The sequence below is a fragment of the Arthrobacter sp. YD2 genome, assembly GCF_030410475.1.
Lineage (GTDB): Bacteria > Actinomycetota > Actinomycetes > Actinomycetales > Micrococcaceae > Arthrobacter_B > Arthrobacter_B zhangbolii.
Window position 1 is genome coordinate 63,493 of record NZ_JAUHHB010000001.1, and the last position, 18,657, is coordinate 82,149.

The following is an 18,657-nucleotide window of genomic DNA, read 5'->3' on the forward strand; positions in this document are numbered from 1 at the left end:
GTCCGGCGCATGCGCAGGGCTCAGGCCCCGGAGGTGTCCGTGGCGGATTCGGCAGCGGCAACACTGCTGAACTTCTCATTCAACCGTGAGTGGCGCTGGCCGTAGGCGAAGTACAGCAGGAAGCCAATCAGCAGCCAGCCGGCAAAGTAGATCCAGGTTTCCACGGCCAGGTTGGTCATGAGGTACAGGCAGAGCAGAGCGGAAAGCACCGGGATTACCGGCCCGAACGGCACCCGGAATGCCGGACGGAGGTCCGGGCGCTTCCTCCGCAGCACCAAGATGCCCAGGCTGACCACCACAAACGCGGACAGGGTGCCGATGTTGATCATTTCCTCCAGCACGTCCACCTGCGTGAACCCCGCCACCAGGGCTACCAATGCGCCGCACAGGATCTGCAGGCGGGCAGGCGTGGCGTGCTTGTCACTGGTCCGGGACAGGGCACGCGGCAGCAGTCCGTCGCGGCTCATGGCCAGCACCACGCGGGCCAGGCCCATCAGCAGCACCATGATCACGGTGGTGAGTCCAATCAGGGAACCGACGGCAATCACCGCAGCCGCCCCGTTGTTGCCCACCAGGGAGAAGGCGGTGGCGAGGTTCGGGGACTCCACCGACGCCAGGTCGGTGTAGGAGACCATGCCGGTCAGGGCGAGGGACACGCCGATGTACAGCAGGGTCACCACGGCCAGGCCGGCGAAGATGCCCCGCGGGAGGGTTTTACCCGGATCCTTGACCTCTTCGGCCGAGGTGGCAACAACGTCGAAGCCGATAAAGGCAAAGAAGACGACGGCGGCACCGGCAAACACTCCCAGGAGTCCGTACTGGGCCGGGGCAGCTCCGGTGACGAAGGAGAACAGGGACTGCTGCAGCACACCCTCGCTGCCGCTGCCGGAGGTAGGAACGGAGTCCGGGATGAACGGGGTGTAGTTCTCCGCCTTCACGTAGAAGAACCCGGCCACGATCACAAACAGCACCACGCCCACCTTGATGATGGTGAAGACGTTGCCAACCTGGGCGGAAAGCTTGGTGCCCATGACCAGCAGGATGGTGAACACGGTAACAATCAGGAACGGACCCCAGGTCAGGTCAATCGGCCCGAAGTGCAGGGTCGCGGGAACGTCCAGCCCTATCAGCGCAAACACTTCGCTGAGGTAGATGCCCCAGTACTTGGCGATCACCGCCGCGGCGGTGAACAGTTCAAGGATCAGGTTCCAGCCGATGATCCACGCCACCAGCTCGCCCATGGTCGCGTAACTGAACACGTAGGCGGAACCGGCCACGGGAATGGCCGTGGCGAACTCGGCGTAACACATGATGGCGAGCGCGCAGGTGATGGCGGCCAGGATGAAGGAGACCGTCACGGCGGGTCCGGAGAACTCGGCGGCGGCCTTCGCCCCCACCGAGAAGATGCCGGCGCCGACGGCGACCGCGACACCCATGATCATCAGGTCCCACGTGGTGAGCGAACGCTTTAGCCGGCGCCCCGGCTCATCGGCATCCGCCAGGGAGTTCTCAATGGGTTTGGTACGGAAGAGACTCACGGGGGTCCTCGCCTCGGGTTTTGAGGAAATCTAACCATTTAATCGTAGGCTCGGCGCTCTGCGGCACTTATGTCAGTCTCACATGCTGAGACGGGAGAGTCCACGAAGAGCCGGCCGGCAGGGTCCCTCCACGGTGTCCGCTGGCAAGTCCGGGATGCTTTTGCGACTATTGATGTGATGCACGCCACGGGTCGCCTCAGGCGCCCGGGCGCGTGCCCTCCCGGCAACGAACGGAAACGCAGCTATGGCCCGTGGAATCTATGTCAGTGCCATGACGCCGGGTTCCGGCAAGTCCCTGATCAGCCTGGGGCTGGCGGACATGCTGGGCCGCCATGCAGACCGGGTGGGCTTCTTCCGGCCGATTGTTGAAGGTGATAATCCCGCCGCAGACCCGATGGTGGAACTGATGCAGCGCCGGTTCAATCTTGGCCCGGCCACCTGCCGCGGCGGTTTGACCCGCGCGCAGCTGCGCGCGCTGCTGGTGGCAGGTGAGCGGGGCGAAGTGGACGCCCGCTGCCTTGCGGTTTACAGCGAGATTGCCGCCCACTGCGATGTGGTCATTGTGGAGGGAACGGACCTTTCCGGGCACGACGTTGCACTGGAGTTCGATCTCAACGCCAGGCTGGCCAATGACCTGGGGACCGTGGTGCTCGCCGTCGTAAATGCCCAGGAAATGACCGCGGCGGAAACCGCGGACGCCGTGGATGTTTCCCGCCGCCAGCTCGCCGAGGCGAAATGCGACCTGCTGGCCATGATGGTCAACCGTGCCGCGCCGTCGGAGCTTGATGACATCAGTGCTGCCATGCGGCCGGGCAACAGCGGACGGCCGGTCTACGTCCTGCCCGAACAAAGCGAGATCTCCCAGCCGTCCGTAGCCGAGGTGCAGAAGGCCCTGCAGGCGCGACAGGTGGCCGGCAGCCCCTCCCTTGAACGCGACGTCTCCGCAGTGAAGGTCGCCGCCATGACCGTGAGCAACTTCCTTCCCCAGCTGACGGACGGCACGCTGGTCATTGTCCCGGCGGACCGTGCCGACGTTATGGTGGCCACCCTCGCCTCCTCCATCTCCTCCGACTTCCCGGTGGCCAGCGGCATGATCCTCACCGGCGGCCTGCCGGTGGAACCAGCCATCCTGGGGCTGCTGGCCTCCGCGCCCTTCCCGGTCTTCGACGTCGGCGCGGACACCTACACCACGGCCCGCCGGGTCAGCCAGGTCCGCGGCGAAATCTCCAGCGGCAATCGGCGGAAGGTCGCGGCGGCACTGGGCGCCTGGTCCAGGCATGTGGATGAGGCTGAGCTGCTTGAGCGGCTCGCCCTCCCCCGCCCCGCCACGACCACCCCGCTGCGCTTCCTGAATGAGCTGATCATGCGTGCCCGCGCCAGCCGGCAGCGGATTGTCCTGCCCGAAGGGCTGGACGTGCGGATCCTGCAGGCCGCGGAAATCCTCAGCCGCCGGGACGTATGCGCCCTGACCGTCCTGGGGCCGGAGGCGCAGATCCGGGAGCTGGCCGCCAGCGAGGGCATTGACCTGTCCAATATCAGCGTCATCAATCCCGCCACCAGTGCCCTGCGGGATGAATTTGCCCGGGAGTACGCCTCCTTGCGCAAACACAAGGGCGTCACACTGGAGGACGCCGCGGAACGTATGCTGCACGGGGCATACTTCGGAACCATGATGGTCCAGCTCGGCCGGATGGACGGCATGGTCTCCGGGGCGGCCCACACCACGGCCAACACCATCCGCCCCGCCCTGGAGTTCATCCGCACACGGGAGGGCGTGAAGATCGTGTCCTCCGTGTTCCTGATGCTGCTCTCTGACCGCGTACTGGTGTACGGGGACTGCGCGGTGAATCCGGACCCGGATGCGGAGCAGCTGGCGGACATCGCCTTGGCATCCGCCGCCACCGCCGCACAGTTCGGCGTCACGCCCCGCGTGGCCATGCTGTCCTACTCCACCGGATCCTCCGGCAAAGGCGGCTCCGTGGAGCGCGTGCGCCAGGCCACTGAGCTTGTCCGCGCCGCCCGCCCGGACCTGCCGGTGGAAGGGCCCATCCAGTACGACGCCGCCGTGGACGCCTCCGTGGCGGCCTCTAAGGTGCCGGGCTCCTCGGTGGCCGGCCAGGCCACGGTGTTCATCTTCCCGGACCTGAACACCGGCAACAACACCTATAAGGCAGTCCAGCAGTCCGCGGGAGCCGTGGCGGTGGGGCCGATCCTGCAGGGACTGCGCAAACCCGTCAACGACCTCAGCCGCGGCTGCACCGTTGAAGACATCGTCAACACCGTGGCCATCACCGCGGTCCAGGCGCAGGAGGACTGATGCTGGTTCTGGTAATCAATTCCGGTTCGTCGTCACTGAAGTACCAGGTGCGGGAAACGGAGACGGAAGAGCTGCTGACAAAGGGCATCATCGACCGGATCGGGGATGTGGTTCCGGATCATGCGGCTGCCCTCGAAGAACTGGCCGGCCGGCTCCGGGAGGAACTGGACGGGCGAAGCATCGACGCCGTGGGACACCGCGTGGTCCACGGCGGCGAGCGCTTCAGCGAGCCCGTGCTGATCAACAATGAAATTGTCCGCTCCATTGAACGGCTGAGCCCGCTGGCGCCCCTGCACAACCCCGCCAGTGCCATGGGCATCCGGGCAGTGCATGACAAGTGGCCGAAAATCCCGCAGGTGGCGGTCTTCGACACCGCATTCCACCGCACCCTGCCCGAACGGGCCTGGCACTACGCCCTGCCGAACACCCTTTACCGCCGCTACGGCATCCGCCGCTACGGATTCCACGGCACCAGCTACGGCTACGTAGCCCCGACGGCCGCCCGGTTCCTTGGCATCGATCCCGCCAGGTTCAACGCCGTGATTGCGCACCTGGGCAACGGCGCTTCCGTAGCGGCTATCCGGAACGGAAAGAGCATTGATACCTCCATGGGATTCACCCCGCTTGAAGGACTGGTGATGGGCACCCGCAGCGGCGATGTGGATCCCTCAATCCTCATCTTCCTGGCCCGGCAGGGCTACGACGCGGACACCCTCGATGACCTGCTGAACCGCGAATCCGGCCTGCGCGCGCTGGCCGGAGAGTCCGACATGCGCAGCATCGAGACAGCTGCGGAGCAGGGCGATGAGCGCTCCCGGCTGGCGCTGGACGTCGCCGCCTACCGGCTCGCGAAATACATCGGCGCGTACCACGTGGCCGTGGGAGGCGCCCAGGCGGTGGTGTTCACGGCCGGAATTGGCGAGAACGGCTGGAAATTCCGGCAGCTTGTGCTGGACCAGCTCGGCCCGCTGGGTATCCGGCTCGATTCCGAAGCCAACCTGGTAACGGGAAAGCAGGCCAGGCGGATCAGCACGGAGGATTCAGCGATCCCCGCCCTGGTGGTGCCCACGGACGAGGAGGAAGCGATCGCGGAAGCCACCGCCGCCGTCGTCGGGAACCTGGAACAGGAACCCGTCTTCTAATGGAAGGTGTTTCCCGATAACGGATCCGCCCTGCGGGGCAGGCCAAAGACCGGGCACCTGCTGACAGGCCGCATGGCGCGTTGGTACGGTGGCAGACCCGGTTAAGCAGTGGCCGGGACCCGCGTCTCCGTGGAGATGACATGGAAGAGCCGCTTCGCGTACTGGTACGCGTGGATACCAGAGATGCCACCGCATCGGTGGAAGTACGGGGATCGCTCACGGGCTCCAACTGCGAGACCCTGCTCCGGATCCTCCGGCACACAGCCACGCTGGGGGCCAGCATCTGCGTCAACCTCACCCGCGCGGTCCGGGTTGAATCCGACGCCTTCACCGTTCTCGCCGCAGCCGTCCGTGAAATCGACGGACCGGTGGAAATCACCAGAAGGCCGGGCGGAACGGAGGACGGTCCGGCGCCCGTCGGAACCGACTCCCTGGACAGCAGGCCGCAGGACAGCAACCCGCAGGACAGCCGTGCGCTGCAGCGCGATCCCCTGGACAATGCCCGTGCACTTGAAATGATCCTGGCCCGGGACCGGAGCGTGCTCGCCGCACCGCGCATTCAGCCCGGCGCCGGGCGCCCCCGCCCCGCCGGGCGTGCTGCCGGACACAGCCCCGGTTCCTAGCGGCCTTCCCGGTCGATCCAGACACCGCGGCAGACCTGTGGCAGGCCCTGTTGAGTAGTTCCGAAACGCAGCCGTTTTGTCAGTACGCTTATCAATTGGCAGAATGGGCCTTAGTTCTTTCAACGTACTCAGCATGCAACCAGCAGGAGGATCGCACGTGAAAGCAGTTACTTGGCAGGGAAAAAACTCCGTCAGCGTCGAGCAGGTTCCGGATCCGGTGATTCAGGAACCGACTGACGCCATCATCCGCGTCACCTCCACCGCAGTCTGCGGTTCGGACCTCCACCTCTACGGGGTGCTGATGCCCTACATGAAGCCGGGCGACATTCTCGGCCACGAAACCATGGGCATCGTGGAAGAGGTCGGCTCCGCCGTCACCAACCTGAAGAAGGGTGACCGCGTGGTTATCCCCTTCCAGATCGCCTGCGGCGACTGCTACATGTGCCGCCAGGGCCTGCAGACCCAGTGTGAGGTCACCCAGGTCCGCGAGAAGGGAATGGGCGCCGCGCTCTTCGGCTTCTCCGAGCTGTACGGCTCCGTTCCCGGCGGACAGGCCGAGTTCCTGCGGGTGCCGCTGGCCGACTACAACCCCATCAAGGTGGGCTCCGAACTCCCGGACCAGCGCTACCTCTTCCTCTCCGACATCCTGCCCACCGCCTGGCAGGGCGTCCAGTACGCCAACGTGCCCGACGGTGGCACCCTGGCCGTTTACGGCCTGGGTCCGGTGGGCCAGTTCGCGGCCCGCATCGGCACGCATCTGGGCTACCGCGTCATCGGCGTGGATCCGGTCGAGGAACGGCGGAAGCTCGCCTCCCAGTACGGCGTGGAGACCCTGGACCTGCACAAGGAAGTCGCCGATGAGCTGCGCAGCCTGACCGACGGCCGCGGCCCGGACTCCGTAGTGGACGCCGTCGGCATGGAAGCCCACGGCTCCCCGGCCGGCAAGGCCGCCCAGACCGCCGTCGGCCTGCTGCCGGACAAGCTTGCGCAGAAGGCCATGGAAACCGCGGGAACGGACCGTCTCTCCGCCCTGCACGGAGCCCTTGACGCGGTCCGCCGCGGCGGCACCGTCTCCCTCAGCGGTGTGTACGGCGGCACGGCCAGCCCCATGCCGCTGATGAACATGTTCGACAAGCAGCTGAACCTGCGGATGGGTCAGTGCAACGTCAAGCGCTGGACCGATGACCTGATGCCGCTGGTGGAGGATTCCGCGGATCCGCTGGGCGTCACCAACCTGGTCACCCACCAGGCGTCCCTGGAAGATGCCCCCGAGCTTTACGAAAAGTTCCAGAAGAAGGAAGACGGCTGCATCAAGGTGGTCTTCCAGCCGGGCGTCCGCGACTGAATGCCGGCCGCTTAGCGGCTGCTTCGCATGCACGGCCAAAACGCCGGGCCTGCCCCCACGGGGCAGGCCCGGCGTTTTTTGTTGTCCCCACCGGTGGCCGGAGCCGGAGGCTGCGGGCCGCTCCCTGCCTAGCCGGCTAGCGCCGCCGGACCTCCCGCAGCGGAAGCCGCCGCAGCTCGGGCGTGAGGGCGCTTCCGCTGATTTCCAGGCGCAGGTAGGTGCAGAACGGCTGCCGGCGGCGGTCCGTGGGCGAGCCGGGATTCAGCAGGCGCATACCCGCCGGTGTGACCGAATCCCAGGGGATGTGGCTGTGTCCAAAAACCAGCAGGTCGGTGTCCGGAAACTGCTCATCCATGCGCTCTTCCCGCCCGGCCGCCGGCCCGGTTTCATGCACGACGGCGAGCCGCACCTCCTCAACCAGGGCCCGCCCCACCAGGGGCAGGCGGGCGCGCAGGCCGGCGCCGTCGTTGTTGCCGTAGCAGGCCACCAGCTTCCGTGAGCGTTCCGCCAACTGGTCGAGCAGCTCCTCGCTTACCCAGTCACCGGCATGGACCACAATGTCCGCGGCGTCTATTTCTGACCAGACTTCCTCCGGAAGGGCCTTGGCCCGCTTGGGCAGATGCGTGTCAGCGAGGAGCAGGAGCTTAGTGGACATTTACTTCCGCAGGCTCCAGGCCCAGAGGATCAGCGGAAGCTGCAACGGCAGGCGCAGGCTGTGAATCAGCTTCTCCCGATCCCCGCCGCGCGGTCCGAAGGACCGCTGCAGGGCACTGATATGGCCGGCGATAAAAGCAACATACATGGCAGCCGTACCGGTGGCCGCCGTGCGCCGGGTTGCCGGCAGCAGCAGGGCGGCCGCCGCCGCGAACTCCAGGACACCGCTGACATGGGTCCACTGCCGCCGGGTCATCACACCGTATTTGCCGTCGGTGTCGGTGCTGATGCTCCGGGGCACCACGGCATTGTAGAAACGGGGGTTACGGAAGTGGTTTACGGCGCTGGTAGTCAGCAGGGCAGCCATGGCCACAGCCGAGAGGCTCTTGCGGTTCATCGGTTTCCTTTGGTCGGTGAATGCTTCCGGTTACCCGGACGGCGGCCGCGCCGCAGCGCCGGCCAGCGCGTCCGCGGCCCGGACCAGGGCCAGGTGCGAAAACGCCTGCGGGAAATTCCCTGCCATATGTCCGTTGGATGCATCATATTCTTCGCTGAGCAGTCCCAGTTCATTGGAGTATCCCACCAGCTGGTCCATCAGCCGGCGGGCTTCCGGCAGCCGCCCGGTGTACGCGTACTGCTCCACCAGCCAGAAGCTGCAGGCCAGGAACGGGTTCTCCCCGGCGGGCAGCCCGTCCTCACCGGTTTCGGTGGCATAGCGCAGCAGCAGGCCCGAGGGGTGGCGCAGCTGCTTCTCCAACTGCGCCACCGTGCCCAGCATCCGCTCGTCGTTGTAGCCGATGAAACCTACCTGCGGCAGCTGCAGCAGGGAGGCATCCACGCCGGTGCCGCCGTAGTACTGGGTGAAGGAGTTCAGCTCCCGGTCGAAGCCGCGTTCCAGGATTTCGCGCCGCAGTCCGTCCCGCAGCCCCTCCCACACTTCCACCGGGCCCTCGAGCCCGTGTTTCCTGGCCGCATCCGCTGCCCGGTCAAACGCCGCCCACATCATCACCCGCGAGTGCGTGAAGTGCCGGGGCTCCCCCCGCATCTCCCAGATCCCATGGTCCGGTTCCTCCAAATGTTTTTCGAGGTAGTTCAGCAGCGCGCGCTGCAGGGGCCAGGAGAAGTGGTCCTCGGGCACCCCCCGGTCCCGCAGCCGGGCCAGCGCCACCATAACGTGGCCCACCACGTCCGCCTGGTACTGTCCCACGGCACCGTTGCCCAGCCGCACCGGCGCCGCACCGCCGTAGCCGGGGAACTGCGGAAGGACCTGTTCGGGCAATTCCCGGCCGCCGTCCACCGCGTAGAGGATCTGCAGGTCCTCGGGATCTCCCGCCACTGCGCGCAGCAGCCAGCTGCGCCACTGCAGCGCCTCTTCCTGATAACCGTGCGTCATCATGGCCACCAGGGTCAGGGCGGCATCGCGGAGCCAGCAGTAGCGGTAGTCCCAGTTGCGTTCGCCGCCTGCTTCTTCAGGCAGTGAGGTGGTGGGGGCTGCAACAATGCCGCCGGTGTCCTCATGCGTCAGGGCCCGCAGCACCAGCAGTGAGCGGCGGACCGCCTGCTCGTAGCCGCTGGATTCCAGACGCCGGTGCCCCCACTCCTGCCAGTAAGCCGATGTGCGCTTCAACGCCGCGTCCAGGTCCTGCGGCGGCGGAACCGGCCGGTGCGAGGGGTACCAGGTCAGTTCCAGGTCCAGGCACTCGCCCGCGGAGACCTCGAATTCTCCGATGTGGCTGTGGTTGCTGGCTACGGGCAGGTGCTTGCTCCGCAGCACCAATGCACCGGGACCGGCAATGGCTGAGAGATGTTCCCCGCCGCTGTCTGTACCGCGGAAGACCCAGGGCATCACGGTTCCGTAGCCGAAACGGATTTTCAGCTCCTGCCGCATGGCAACCGTGCCGCTGATGCCTTCGATTCGGCGTACCAGTGAAGCCCGCCGGTCCCCCACCGGCATGTAGTCGGTAACCCGCACCGCCCCGCCGGGTGCCTGCCAGTGCGTGCGGAGCACGAAGGTGGACTCGAGGTAGCCGCGGTGCGTCACGGTGGCCGCCGGATCGCTGGGGGCAAGCAGCCAGCGGCCGTGTTCGCTGGTACCCAGCAGCGCACCAAAAACGGACGGCGAATCGAACCGGGGCAGGCACAGCCAGTCCATGCTGCCGGTACGCGAGATCAGTGCGCCGGTGTGCAAATCGGAGACAAGCGCGTAGTCCTCGATGGGGCAGGGCAGCTGGGGCGGCACGGTGGCCGCCGTGACGGTATCCGGGAGGGGGAACACCGCAGAAAACTCTACCGGGGATGCCATGGCACTACTCAACCACACCGCTCCGGCCGGATCCCGTGCTCGTAGCGCACCCGAGCCAATCACTGATTAGATTGGGTCAGGGTCGTTCCGGTGTTCAGCTGCCGGCCGCGGACCCCTCACTGGATTAGGGAGCGGTATTGAAACTCGCGTCAACAATGGCACTGTCCGTGAAGGAGGCCCGCACGTGAGCACCGTCGCAGCCCCCACCGATGAGGAGCGCGCCCTCGCCCTGCGCCGCATGAAAATGCTGGCGACAGGGTTGCTGATCGCCCTGGCGGTGATTTTCCTTTTTGCCTTCGCCCTGCAGGAGCGGTATCCGTGGCTGGCGTACGTCCGGGCCGCTGCCGAAGGCGGCATGGTGGGCGCCCTTGCTGACTGGTTCGCCGTGACCGCGCTGTTCAAGCATCCGATGGGCATCAAGATCCCGCATACGGCCATCATCCCGGAAAAGAAGGACCAGATCGGCGCCTCCCTGGGCCAGTTCGTGGAACAGAACTTCCTGTCCGAGGAGATCATCCGGACCAAACTTGACTCCATGCAGGTGGCCCGGAAGGCAGGCACCTGGCTGGCCCGGCCCGAGGGCGCCGAACGGGTGGCGACCGAAGGCGCCGCCGCCATCCGTGGTGCACTGCGCGTACTGGATGACGACGCCGTCCGCGACGTCCTCGAATCGATGTTCCGCCGGCATGTGGTGGATCCCCAGTGGGGCCCGCCGGCCGGGCGGATGGCCCAGCGGGTCTTTGAAGAGGGCCACCACCACCAGCTGGTGAACCTGATCGTGGACAGCCTTGCCGACTGGGTGCTGGCGAACCCCGAGGTGATCAGCCGGCTGGTAGCCGAACGTTCGCCGTCGTGGGTCCCCTCGTTCCTGGATGACCTGGTGGGCGAACGGGTGCAGGTCCAGGCCGAGCGGTTCCTGCTCGATGTCCAGGAGAATCCGAACCACCAGCTCCGTGTGGCGCTGGATAACTACCTCACCGGGGTGGCCAGGGACCTGCAGGAAGACCCCAAAACCATGGCCAAGGCCGACGCCGTGAAGGAGCAGGTGCTCGACGATCCCCGGGTCCGCGAACTGATGACGCAGACGTGGACCACCATCAAGAACGCACTGATGACTGCTGCGGAGGACCCGGAGAGCGAACTGACCCGGAACTTTACCTCTGCTGTGCAGGACTTCGGTACGCGCCTGGTCAATGATCCGGAGCTTGCGGCGAAGGTGAACGGTTACGTTGCGGACGCTGCCGGTTACCTGGTTCGCACCTACCGCAGCGACATCGCCGGTGTGATCACCGAAACGGTGGAACGCTGGGATGCGCAGGAAACCTCGGAGAAGATTGAACTGCAGGTCGGCAAGGACCTGCAGTTCATCCGGATCAACGGCACCGTGGTGGGTTCCCTGGCCGGTCTGGCCATCTTCACGGTCGCCTCCGCCGTTTTCGGCTAGCCGCCTCGCTCCGCCGACGGAGCCAACCGTCCGGTTGGCTAGGCGGGCTTGTCCAGGCGGTCCAGCTCGCCGGCGAGCTGCCCGGGAATGGTTGCGGGCGGTTCGCCGAAGGCTGCACGGGTGGCGCGGATAACGCCCTTGCCCATGGCACGGTTGCCTACGCCGCCGACGACGGCGCCCACACCAAGCGGCAGGGCACGTCCCAGCAGCGCAGTACCCTGGCGCGCCATCACCCGCTTGAGGAACTGCTTCCGGATGCCTGCGCCTACGGAGCCGAGCACACCCGAGGGCATATTGCCGATGGTGCTGCCCCAGGTGGAGGCACTGCCCCGCCCGGCAAGCGACTGCATCATGGAAGTGCCCTCCTCGCCAAGCATGATGGCCATCACCATCGTGCGGGAACGTTCCGGGTCCGCCAGCCGCACACCGTGCAGCTCAGCCACTGACTGGGCATACAGTGCGGTGGCCTCGAGGAACCCGACCGTTGCCGCGGCCGAGAGGCCCAGGGCGGCGGCAGTTCCTACGGCCGGTATAACCGCGGTGGCACCAACTGCTGCGCCACCGCCCATCACCGTATTGAGGTAGTGCCGGTCCAGGATGCTAATCAGCTCCGCGGCATCGGCTGAGGGGTGCCTGCGCTGCAGCCGGCGGATATTGGCGAGCACCAGGGGCCGCTGCACTTCGATCGCGCGTTCGATACCCCGGACCACGTGCGGTTTGGGCTGTCCGTCCGGCCCGAAGGCGGCCCGGCCGGCCAGTTTGGCTGCGGGATTGAACTTGCGTCGCTTCACTAGAACTCTCCTTGGGGAAATCCGGTGCCGGCGTGGATCTTTCGTCTGTTTAAACCTAAAGGGCGGGATCCGGTGGAATATTCCAGCCGGGCCCCGCCCTCCAAATCAGCACGCCGCGTCAGCGGCGTTCACGCACTACTTAGGCGCGGCTGCCGCTCTTGCGGGTAACGAAGCCGTAGATCAGCAGAACGATGATCGAGCCTACGATGGCCAGGACCCAGGTCCAGAGCGACGTCAGGCTGAAGAGCTCGCCGCCGTCTCCCATGACCAGGCTGCCGAGCCAGCTACCGAGAAGAGCGCCGATAACACCCAGGACCAGAGTGGCGAGCCAGCCGCCGCCCTGACGACCCGGAAGGATCAGCTTTGCAATTGCACCTGCGATGAGACCCAGAATAAGGAACGCAATGATACCCATTTGATTCTCCTTGCTGTGTGAGTGACAGTGATTTCCAGCGCCGCCTTGTGAGCAGCGCTTTCCTCCAGCCTACTTGATCAGCATGCTTAGTCAGTAGTCGGACAGGAATTCCCTTAAGGCGCAAACTGTGTTAGTTACCGCGCGTGTGGCGGTTTTTCCTGGCGTGTGTCGGAATTCAGATAGCGGCGAAGGAAAACGCCAACATCGGCTATTTCCTGCGCTCCGATGGAATGTCCCATGCCTGGATAAGTCCGTGCAGTCAGTGCCGTGTTTTCCTCCAGCCAGTCCTGCGTATGGTTTACGGCATCGGCATTGATCACCCAGTCCTGCCGGTCCCGCCCCCAGAAGAAAGGCACCCGCACCGGCAGCGGTTCACTGGCTGCCAGGAGCGGGTTTGGAGCAATGAAACCGGACAGGCCGACGACGGCGCGGAACTCCTGGGGCCGCAGCCTGAGCAGGGTGCCGGCCATGGCCATTCCCTGCGAGAAACCTGCCAGCGACACCCCGCTGAAGGCATATTCGCTGCGCAGGCGGTCAAGCTGGGAAAGGAGTTTAAGGGCAGCTTCCAGCACCTCCGAGGTATCCGAAGCGAGCAACGGGTCAAGCAGGAACCACCCGCTGCCGCCACCCACCTCCAGCCCGCCGCGGACGGCAGCACCCACGGCTGATTCCGGCAGCGCCGCGAACAACGGTTCCATGGCCTGTTCCCCGGATCCGTAGCCGTGCAGCAGGACAACCAGCTCCCGCCCCCGGCGCCGGTCCGCCGGTGCGGACCATGTCACGTTTTCCATCGGGCCAGCCTAGCGCCGGCGCCCGCGTTTGCAGCCCCCGATGGGCACCCCCGCCCCGCCACCATTGCCACGGGCGGTGCACCAAAAGTAAAGTCGCATCAGCGCATAAACAGTGGTATTTGCCACAGATTGCGGGTGTGCATGGATCCGATCAGAAGCCCTCATAAGCACCGGAATAAGCGCCGGAAACCGCCCTGCCGGACGGTCCGGTGTGCTCCACCGGCCGTTCCGTGGATATCCGGCGAGGATGGATTCCCTTCATGATCATCACGCTCACCGCCAATCCCAGCCTGGACCGGACCGTCGGGCTTCCGGGTGCACTGGTAAGGGGCGCCGTACAGCGGGCTTCCGCCTCAGAGGAGGAATCCGGCGGCAAAGGGGTCAATGTTGCGCGTGCCCTGACGGTGTCCGGGGTAAAGGCGGTCGCCGTTCTCCCGGGAGCGGACGCGGACCCGGTCATGGGCGGCCTGCGGAAAACCGGCGTGGAGTACGTCAACCTGCCGATTGAGGCACCGCTGAGGAGCAACATCACCCTCACGGAACCGGACGGAACCACCACCAAGGTCAACGCCCCCGGACCTCCCCTGAACCCGGTGGAGCAGGAAGCCCTGATTGCCCTGCTGGTGGGGGCCTGCGCTGTGAAGGACGGCAGTGGCAGCCCTGCCTGGGTGGTTTTGGCCGGCTCTCTGCCGCCCGGCGTGCCACCGGACTTCTACGCAGTGACCGCCTCGGCAGTACGGGACCGGCTGGGGCCGGAGGCCCCGCGGATTGCCCTGGATTCCTCCGGCCCGCCCCTGACCGGTGCACTGCTGCACGGTGCGGGACCGGATCTGGTGAAGCCCAATGCCGAGGAACTCGCCGAAGCCACCGGGTTCTCATCGGAAGCGGCACTCGAGGAAGACCCGCTGCTGGCCGTCCGTGCTGCCCACATGCTGCTCGGGCGCGGCGTCGGGGCCGTCCTTGCAACGCTGGGCGCGAAGGGGGCGCTGCTCGTCACCGCGGAGGGAAGCTGGCTCGCCTCCCGCCCTCCGGTCCAGGCCCGGTCAACGGTGGGGGCCGGTGACTCAGCATTGGCGGGGTACCTCCTGGCGGAAGTCGCAGGACTTTCCCCGTCCGATTGCCTGCGGCAGGCCGTGGCGCACGGTGCCGCAGCGGCCTCACTGCCCGGAACCCGGCTTCCTGCCCTCGCGGACACCGACCCCGCGGCCGTGACCGTCACCGCCCTGAACGGTCCCGGCGGCCCTGCCGCCTCCGGGACAAGCACTGCCTCGCCCTCGAAGGAGGAACGCTGATGTCGGATCTGATCACCCCGGAGCTGGTTACCCTTGACCAAAACCTTGGCGCAGACAAAGGCTCGGTGATTGCCCACCTGGCCCGCGCCGTCGTTTCAGCCGGCCGCGGGCAGAGTTACGACGATTTGTACGCCGACGCGATGGCCCGCGAAGGAAAAACAGCCACCGGTGTTCCCGGCGGCATCGCCATTCCGCACTGCCGCTCCGCGGCCGTCACCAAGGCAACCCTGGCCATGGCACGAATCGACCCGCCGGTGGACTGGGGAGCGAAGGACGGACCGGCGGATATTGTCTTTTTCATTGCTGCTCCGGAAGGCGCGGACCAGGAACACCTGCAGCTGCTGGCCAAGCTGGCCCGGTCGCTGATCCGCAAGGATTTCACCGCGTCCCTACGTTCGGCGGCCACCCCCGGCGACGTTGTTGAACTGGTCGACGGCGCGCTGGGGCTCGGTCCGGGTCCGGCCGGAACAGACAGCTCCGGCGCCGCCGGCCCGGCAGCGGCAGGCGGGGCCGCCACCGGCGCCACGGCAGCAGGCTCCACGGGCGCCGCAGGGAGTTCCGCCACCGGCAGTTCCGGAACCGCAGGCAGCTCCGGGACCGGCGCGGGTGCGACGGCGGCGGGGGCCGGCGCGGCGGGAACCGGGAACGGCGGGCACGGGGCTGACGCCCCCGCATCAGAGGGCGGCACGGGCGCCACGGCGTCGGATACCTCGAAGTCCCCGCACCTCGTGGCCGTCACCGCCTGTCCCACGGGCATTGCCCACACATATATGGCCGCGGATTCACTGGCCGCCGCAGCCGCCGAGCGCGGAATCGACCTGCAGGTGGAAACCCAGGGGTCGGCAAAATCCACACCGCTGGATCCGGAGATCATCCGCAATGCCGACGCCGTGATATTTGCCACCGATGTTGATGTGCGGGACCGGGGGCGCTTTGCCGGAAAACCGGTTATCAGTGGTCCGGTAAAACGAGGCATCGACGAGCCGGGTGTGATGATCGATGAAGCAATCGAATCCATCAACAACCCCAATGCCCGCCGGGTCTCCGGCGGGGGCGGCGGCGGAGACGAGCGCGAAGGGGCGGCGTCAGGCGGGGAGAGCTTCGGCGGACAACTGAAGCGGGCACTGCTGACCGGCGTCAGTTACATGATTCCGTTTGTGGCCGGCGGCGGCCTGCTGATCGCGCTGGGCTTCCTGCTGGGCGGCTACGAGCTCTCCCTGCAGGTGGACGAGGTTGCCAACGGTGACCGGATGCTGGACGGCACCTCGATTCTGAATCCGCCGCCGGAGGGCTTCATCGCCTACCTCGGTGCGGTGTTCTGGAAGATCGGCAACCTGTCCCTGGCGTTCCTGGTCCCGTCGCTGGCCGGCTACATAGCCTATGCCCTGGCGGACCGGCCGGGCATTGCCCCGGGCTTTACTGCCGGATCAGTGGCCCTGTTTATGGACGCCGGCTTTATTGGCGGCATTGTGGGCGGCCTGCTGGCCGGTTACATGGCCCGGTGGATCGGCAATTGGACCGTTCCCTCGTGGCTGCGGGGGCTGATGCCGGTGGTCATCATTCCCCTGCTGGCCTCGCTGATAGCCTCCGGCCTGATGATCCTGGTCCTCGGCGGGCCGATAGCCGCACTGACCCTGGCGCTGAACAACTGGCTGACCAGCCTGACCGGCGTCGCAGCCATCGGACTGGGCATCATTCTGGGTCTGATGATGGGCTCGGACCTGGGTGGTCCCATCAATAAGGTTGCCTATGCCTTCGCGGTGGCCGGACTGGGTGAAGGCAGCTTCGAGAACCAGGTCCCGTGGGAGATCATGGCAGCTGTCATGGCTGCGGGCATGGTGCCGCCACTGGGTATGGCCCTTGCCTCCACCGTCCTGGCCAAAAACCAGTTCAGCATGGCCCTGCGGGAGAACGGCAAGGCCGCCTGGCTGCTCGGAGCGGCGTTTATTTCCGAAGGCGCCATTCCCTTTGCGGCCGCCGATTTCTTCCGGGTTATCCCCTCCACAATGCTCGGAGGTGCCGTGGCCGGTGCCATCTGCATGGCAACCGGAGTAACCTCACAGGCACCCCACGGCGGGATATTCGTGTTCTTCGCCATTGGCAACATCCTGATGTTCGTTGTGGCCATCCTGGCCGGCACGGCCGTCACCGGGTTTGTCTACGTGGCCCTGAAACGGTTCGTAGGCCCCCGGAAGAATGCAGAGGAACCAGCCATTGCATAAGACACTGTCGGAAACAGGAAGGCTTTAATGATGCGGACCATCAAGGGAATCGGAGTAAGTGCCGGACGGGTCCTCGGCCCTTCCCGCAGGATGCCGCCTCCGGTACCCGAGCCCGATGCCGACGCAAAGTTCAGTGCCGACAGCACGGTGGACGGTGAAAAGGCGCGTTTGAAGGACGCAGCGGAGACCGTCCGGGCGGACCTCAAACACCGGGCTGAAACTGCCTCCGGAGATGCCAGGGCTGTCCTGGATGCCACGGCGATGATGGCCACGGACCCGATGCTGCTGAAGGCGGCCGGGAAGCACATCAATGCGGGTATGGCACCGGACCGGGCCATCTGGGAGGCCGGCATGGAAGTGGCCGCCATGCTGCAGAGCCTCGGAGGGTACATGGCTGAACGGACCCAGGACGTACTGGATGTCCGTGCCCGGATTGTGGCGGAACTCAACGGGCTGCCGGCACCGGGAATCCCCGCCTCCGACGTGCCGTTCATCCTGACCGCCGTGGAGCTGGCGCCGGCTGACACGGCCACCCTTGACCCGGCCAAGGTCATCGGACTCGTGACCAGCGAGGGTGGCCCGCAGTCCCACACGGCCATCCTGGCGCGGTCGCTGGGCCTGCCCGCCGTCGTCGGCGCACCGGGAGCCAACGACGTTGGGGACGGGGCCGAGCTGTACCTGGACGGTGCTTCAGGAACGGTGGTGGTTGAACCGGGTGTCGCCGAACGGGAAGCGGCGCAGAAGTATGCGTCCCGATCCGCGTTGCCGGTCTTCAACGGCACGGGATCCACTTCCGACGGGCACCGCGTCCCGTTGCTGGCCAATGTGGGGTCCGGCAAGGACGCCCGCGCGGCTGCGGAGGCAGGTGCGGAGGGAATCGGGCTGCTCCGCACTGAATTCTGTTTCCTGGGACGCGACTCCGAGCCCAGTCTGGAGGAACAGGTAGCCGCCTATGGCGCCGTGTTCGAGGCCTTCCCGGGGCGGAAGGTGGTTATCCGAACCCTGGACGCCGGCGCTGACAAGCCCCTCCCCTTCCTGACGGATGCCTCCGAACCCAACCCTGCGCTGGGTGTGCGGGGATTCCGGACCGACCGCACCAGTCCCGGCGTCCTCGCCCGGCAACTGGAAGCTATCGCAGTGGCTTCCGGTGCGCACGAAGCCGATGTATGGGTCATGGCACCCATGGTGTCCACGGCGGAGGAGGCTGCGGATTTTGCCGTCCTGTGTACCGCCGCAGGGCTCGGGATGCCGGGAGTCATGATCGAAGTCCCCGCCGCAGCGATCATGGCCGAGGCAGTGCTGTCCCGGGTTCGCTTCGCATCCCTGGGCACCAACGACCTGACGCAATACACCATGGCGGCGGACCGTCAGCTCGGATCCCTGGCGACCCTGAATGATCCGTGGCAGCCGGCTGTCCTGCAGCTGATTTCGGCAACCGTGGCCGGCGCCGCCCGGGCAACCGCGGCGCTCCCCGCAGAGACGGGGTCCGCCACGGCGGCCGCCCAATCCAAAACCGTGGGGGTGTGCGGTGAGGCGGCCGCTGACCCTGCCCTCGCCGTCGTCCTCACCGGCATCGGAGTAAACACGCTTTCAATGACACCGCGGGCGCTCTCCAGTGTCGGGGCGGTCCTGGCATCGGTCTCCCTGGAGCAGGCACAGGAGCTTGCCGCACGGGCCCTTGCAGCCCACACGGCAGCCGAGGCACGCACCATAGTGCGCAGCCGGCTGCCGATCCTTGAGCAGCTTGGCCTGTAAGGGCCCGAGTTCGGAAGCAACCACGG

At 66.4% G+C, this 18,657-nt stretch carries 15 protein-coding genes; 8 read left to right on the plus strand and 7 right to left on the minus strand.

From position 1 onward, the window contains the following. Nucleotides 1-20: 20 nt before the first annotated feature. Complete coding sequence (locus QWJ37_RS00365) at nt 21-1,538, minus strand: amino acid permease (RefSeq protein WP_227903246.1); 1,518 nt, start codon at nt 1,536-1,538, stop codon at nt 21-23. A gap of 244 nt (nt 1,539-1,782) precedes the next feature. On the opposite strand from QWJ37_RS00365, the gene pta reads away from it, so the two are divergent. The 4 genes from pta (at nt 1,783) to QWJ37_RS00385 (ending at nt 6,965) form a co-directional block, all read left to right on the plus strand. Next, nucleotides 1,783-3,855 (plus strand): phosphate acetyltransferase, encoded by a 2,073-nt coding sequence (gene pta / locus QWJ37_RS00370; protein WP_227903245.1) that lies wholly within the window; start codon nt 1,783-1,785, stop codon nt 3,853-3,855. Continuing rightward, nucleotides 3,855-4,997: an acetate kinase gene (locus tag QWJ37_RS00375; protein ID WP_227903244.1), complete on the plus strand. Its 1,143-nt coding sequence runs from the start codon at nt 3,855-3,857 to the stop codon at nt 4,995-4,997. The genes pta and QWJ37_RS00375 overlap by 1 nt, the downstream gene beginning before the upstream one ends. Nucleotides 4,998-5,137: 140 nt before the next feature. Continuing rightward, nucleotides 5,138-5,620 (plus strand): hypothetical protein, encoded by a 483-nt coding sequence (locus QWJ37_RS00380; protein WP_290243271.1) that lies wholly within the window; start codon nt 5,138-5,140, stop codon nt 5,618-5,620. A 157-nt stretch (nt 5,621-5,777) separates the two neighbouring features. Then, the gene (locus tag QWJ37_RS00385) at nt 5,778-6,965 is read left to right on the plus strand and encodes a zinc-dependent alcohol dehydrogenase (RefSeq protein ID WP_227903242.1); all 1,188 of its coding nucleotides are present in this window, start codon (nt 5,778-5,780) and stop codon (nt 6,963-6,965) included. A gap of 136 nt (nt 6,966-7,101) precedes the next feature. On the opposite strand, the gene QWJ37_RS00390 is transcribed toward QWJ37_RS00385, so the two are convergent. Genes QWJ37_RS00390 through QWJ37_RS00400 form a run of 3 tightly spaced genes read right to left on the minus strand, consistent with a single transcriptional unit; the run spans nt 7,102 to nt 9,846 of the window. Next, on the minus strand, nt 7,102-7,620 hold the full coding sequence (locus tag QWJ37_RS00390; RefSeq protein WP_227903241.1) for a metallophosphoesterase: 519 nt from the start codon (nt 7,618-7,620) through the stop codon (nt 7,102-7,104). Next, entirely contained in the window at nt 7,621-8,016 is a 396-nt protein-coding gene (locus QWJ37_RS00395) for a MauE/DoxX family redox-associated membrane protein (RefSeq protein ID WP_227903240.1), read from the minus strand. 30 nt (nt 8,017-8,046) lie between these two features. Beyond that, nucleotides 8,047-9,846 carry a glycoside hydrolase family 15 protein gene (locus tag QWJ37_RS00400; protein ID WP_290244809.1) on the minus strand — a complete coding sequence of 600 codons (1,800 nt, stop codon included), beginning with the start codon at nt 9,844-9,846 and terminating at the stop codon, nt 8,047-8,049. Between the two features lie 313 nt (nt 9,847-10,159). Between QWJ37_RS00400 and QWJ37_RS00405 the strand changes: the two genes are divergently transcribed. Further along, complete coding sequence (locus QWJ37_RS00405; RefSeq protein ID WP_227903266.1) at nt 10,160-11,365, plus strand: DUF445 domain-containing protein; 1,206 nt, start codon at nt 10,160-10,162, stop codon at nt 11,363-11,365. Between the two features lie 38 nt (nt 11,366-11,403). On the opposite strand, the gene QWJ37_RS00410 is transcribed toward QWJ37_RS00405, so the two are convergent. The 3 genes from QWJ37_RS00410 to QWJ37_RS00420 all read right to left on the minus strand — a co-directional run bounded on the left by QWJ37_RS00410 (nt 11,404) and on the right by QWJ37_RS00420 (nt 13,362). After that, on the minus strand, nt 11,404-12,156 hold the full coding sequence (locus QWJ37_RS00410) for a hypothetical protein (RefSeq protein WP_227903239.1): 753 nt from the start codon (nt 12,154-12,156) through the stop codon (nt 11,404-11,406). A 139-nt stretch (nt 12,157-12,295) separates the two neighbouring features. Next, nucleotides 12,296-12,571, minus strand: a complete 276-nt coding sequence (locus QWJ37_RS00415; RefSeq protein WP_227903238.1) for a GlsB/YeaQ/YmgE family stress response membrane protein — start codon at nt 12,569-12,571, stop codon at nt 12,296-12,298. Nucleotides 12,572-12,705: 134 nt separating this feature from the next. After that, the gene (locus QWJ37_RS00420) at nt 12,706-13,362 is read right to left on the minus strand and encodes a phospholipase (protein WP_290243277.1); all 657 of its coding nucleotides are present in this window, start codon (nt 13,360-13,362) and stop codon (nt 12,706-12,708) included. Between the two features lie 260 nt (nt 13,363-13,622). Between QWJ37_RS00420 and QWJ37_RS00425 the strand changes: the two genes are divergently transcribed. The 3 genes from QWJ37_RS00425 to ptsP are packed head-to-tail and all read left to right on the plus strand — an operon-like array spanning nt 13,623 to nt 18,631. After that, nucleotides 13,623-14,654, plus strand: coding sequence for a 1-phosphofructokinase family hexose kinase (locus QWJ37_RS00425; RefSeq protein ID WP_290243279.1), 1,032 nt, complete (start codon nt 13,623-13,625; stop codon nt 14,652-14,654). Beyond that, a complete protein-coding gene (locus QWJ37_RS00430; protein ID WP_290243282.1) occupies nt 14,654-16,876 on the plus strand; it encodes a fructose-specific PTS transporter subunit EIIC in 2,223 nt (740 codons plus the stop codon). Before QWJ37_RS00425 ends, QWJ37_RS00430 begins: the two co-directional genes overlap by 1 nt. Nucleotides 16,877-16,906: 30 nt before the next feature. Beyond that, nucleotides 16,907-18,631: a phosphoenolpyruvate--protein phosphotransferase gene (ptsP, locus tag QWJ37_RS00435; RefSeq protein WP_227929696.1), complete on the plus strand. Its 1,725-nt coding sequence runs from the start codon at nt 16,907-16,909 to the stop codon at nt 18,629-18,631. Nucleotides 18,632-18,657: the final 26 nt, after the last annotated feature.

Bases quoted from the DNA above. Each gene is read 5' to 3' on its own strand.
- QWJ37_RS00425 (WP_290243279.1), top strand. From the start codon at position 13,623: ATGATCATCACGCTCACCGCCAATCCCAGCCTGGACCGGACCGTCGGG.
- ptsP (WP_227929696.1), top strand. From the start codon at position 16,907: ATGCGGACCATCAAGGGAATCGGAGTAAGTGCCGGACGGGTCCTCGGC.
- QWJ37_RS00380 (WP_290243271.1), top strand. From the start codon at position 5,138: ATGGAAGAGCCGCTTCGCGTACTGGTACGCGTGGATACCAGAGATGCC.
- pta (WP_227903245.1), top strand. From the start codon at position 1,783: ATGGCCCGTGGAATCTATGTCAGTGCCATGACGCCGGGTTCCGGCAAG.
- QWJ37_RS00390 (WP_227903241.1), bottom strand. From the start codon at position 7,620: ATGTCCACTAAGCTCCTGCTCCTCGCTGACACGCATCTGCCCAAGCGG.
- QWJ37_RS00375 (WP_227903244.1), top strand. From the start codon at position 3,855: ATGCTGGTTCTGGTAATCAATTCCGGTTCGTCGTCACTGAAGTACCAG.
- QWJ37_RS00420 (WP_290243277.1), bottom strand. From the start codon at position 13,362: ATGGAAAACGTGACATGGTCCGCACCGGCGGACCGGCGCCGGGGGCGG.
- QWJ37_RS00415 (WP_227903238.1), bottom strand. From the start codon at position 12,571: ATGGGTATCATTGCGTTCCTTATTCTGGGTCTCATCGCAGGTGCAATT.
- QWJ37_RS00405 (WP_227903266.1), top strand. From the start codon at position 10,160: ATGAAAATGCTGGCGACAGGGTTGCTGATCGCCCTGGCGGTGATTTTC.
- QWJ37_RS00430 (WP_290243282.1), top strand. From the start codon at position 14,654: ATGTCGGATCTGATCACCCCGGAGCTGGTTACCCTTGACCAAAACCTT.
- QWJ37_RS00395 (WP_227903240.1), bottom strand. From the start codon at position 8,016: ATGAACCGCAAGAGCCTCTCGGCTGTGGCCATGGCTGCCCTGCTGACT.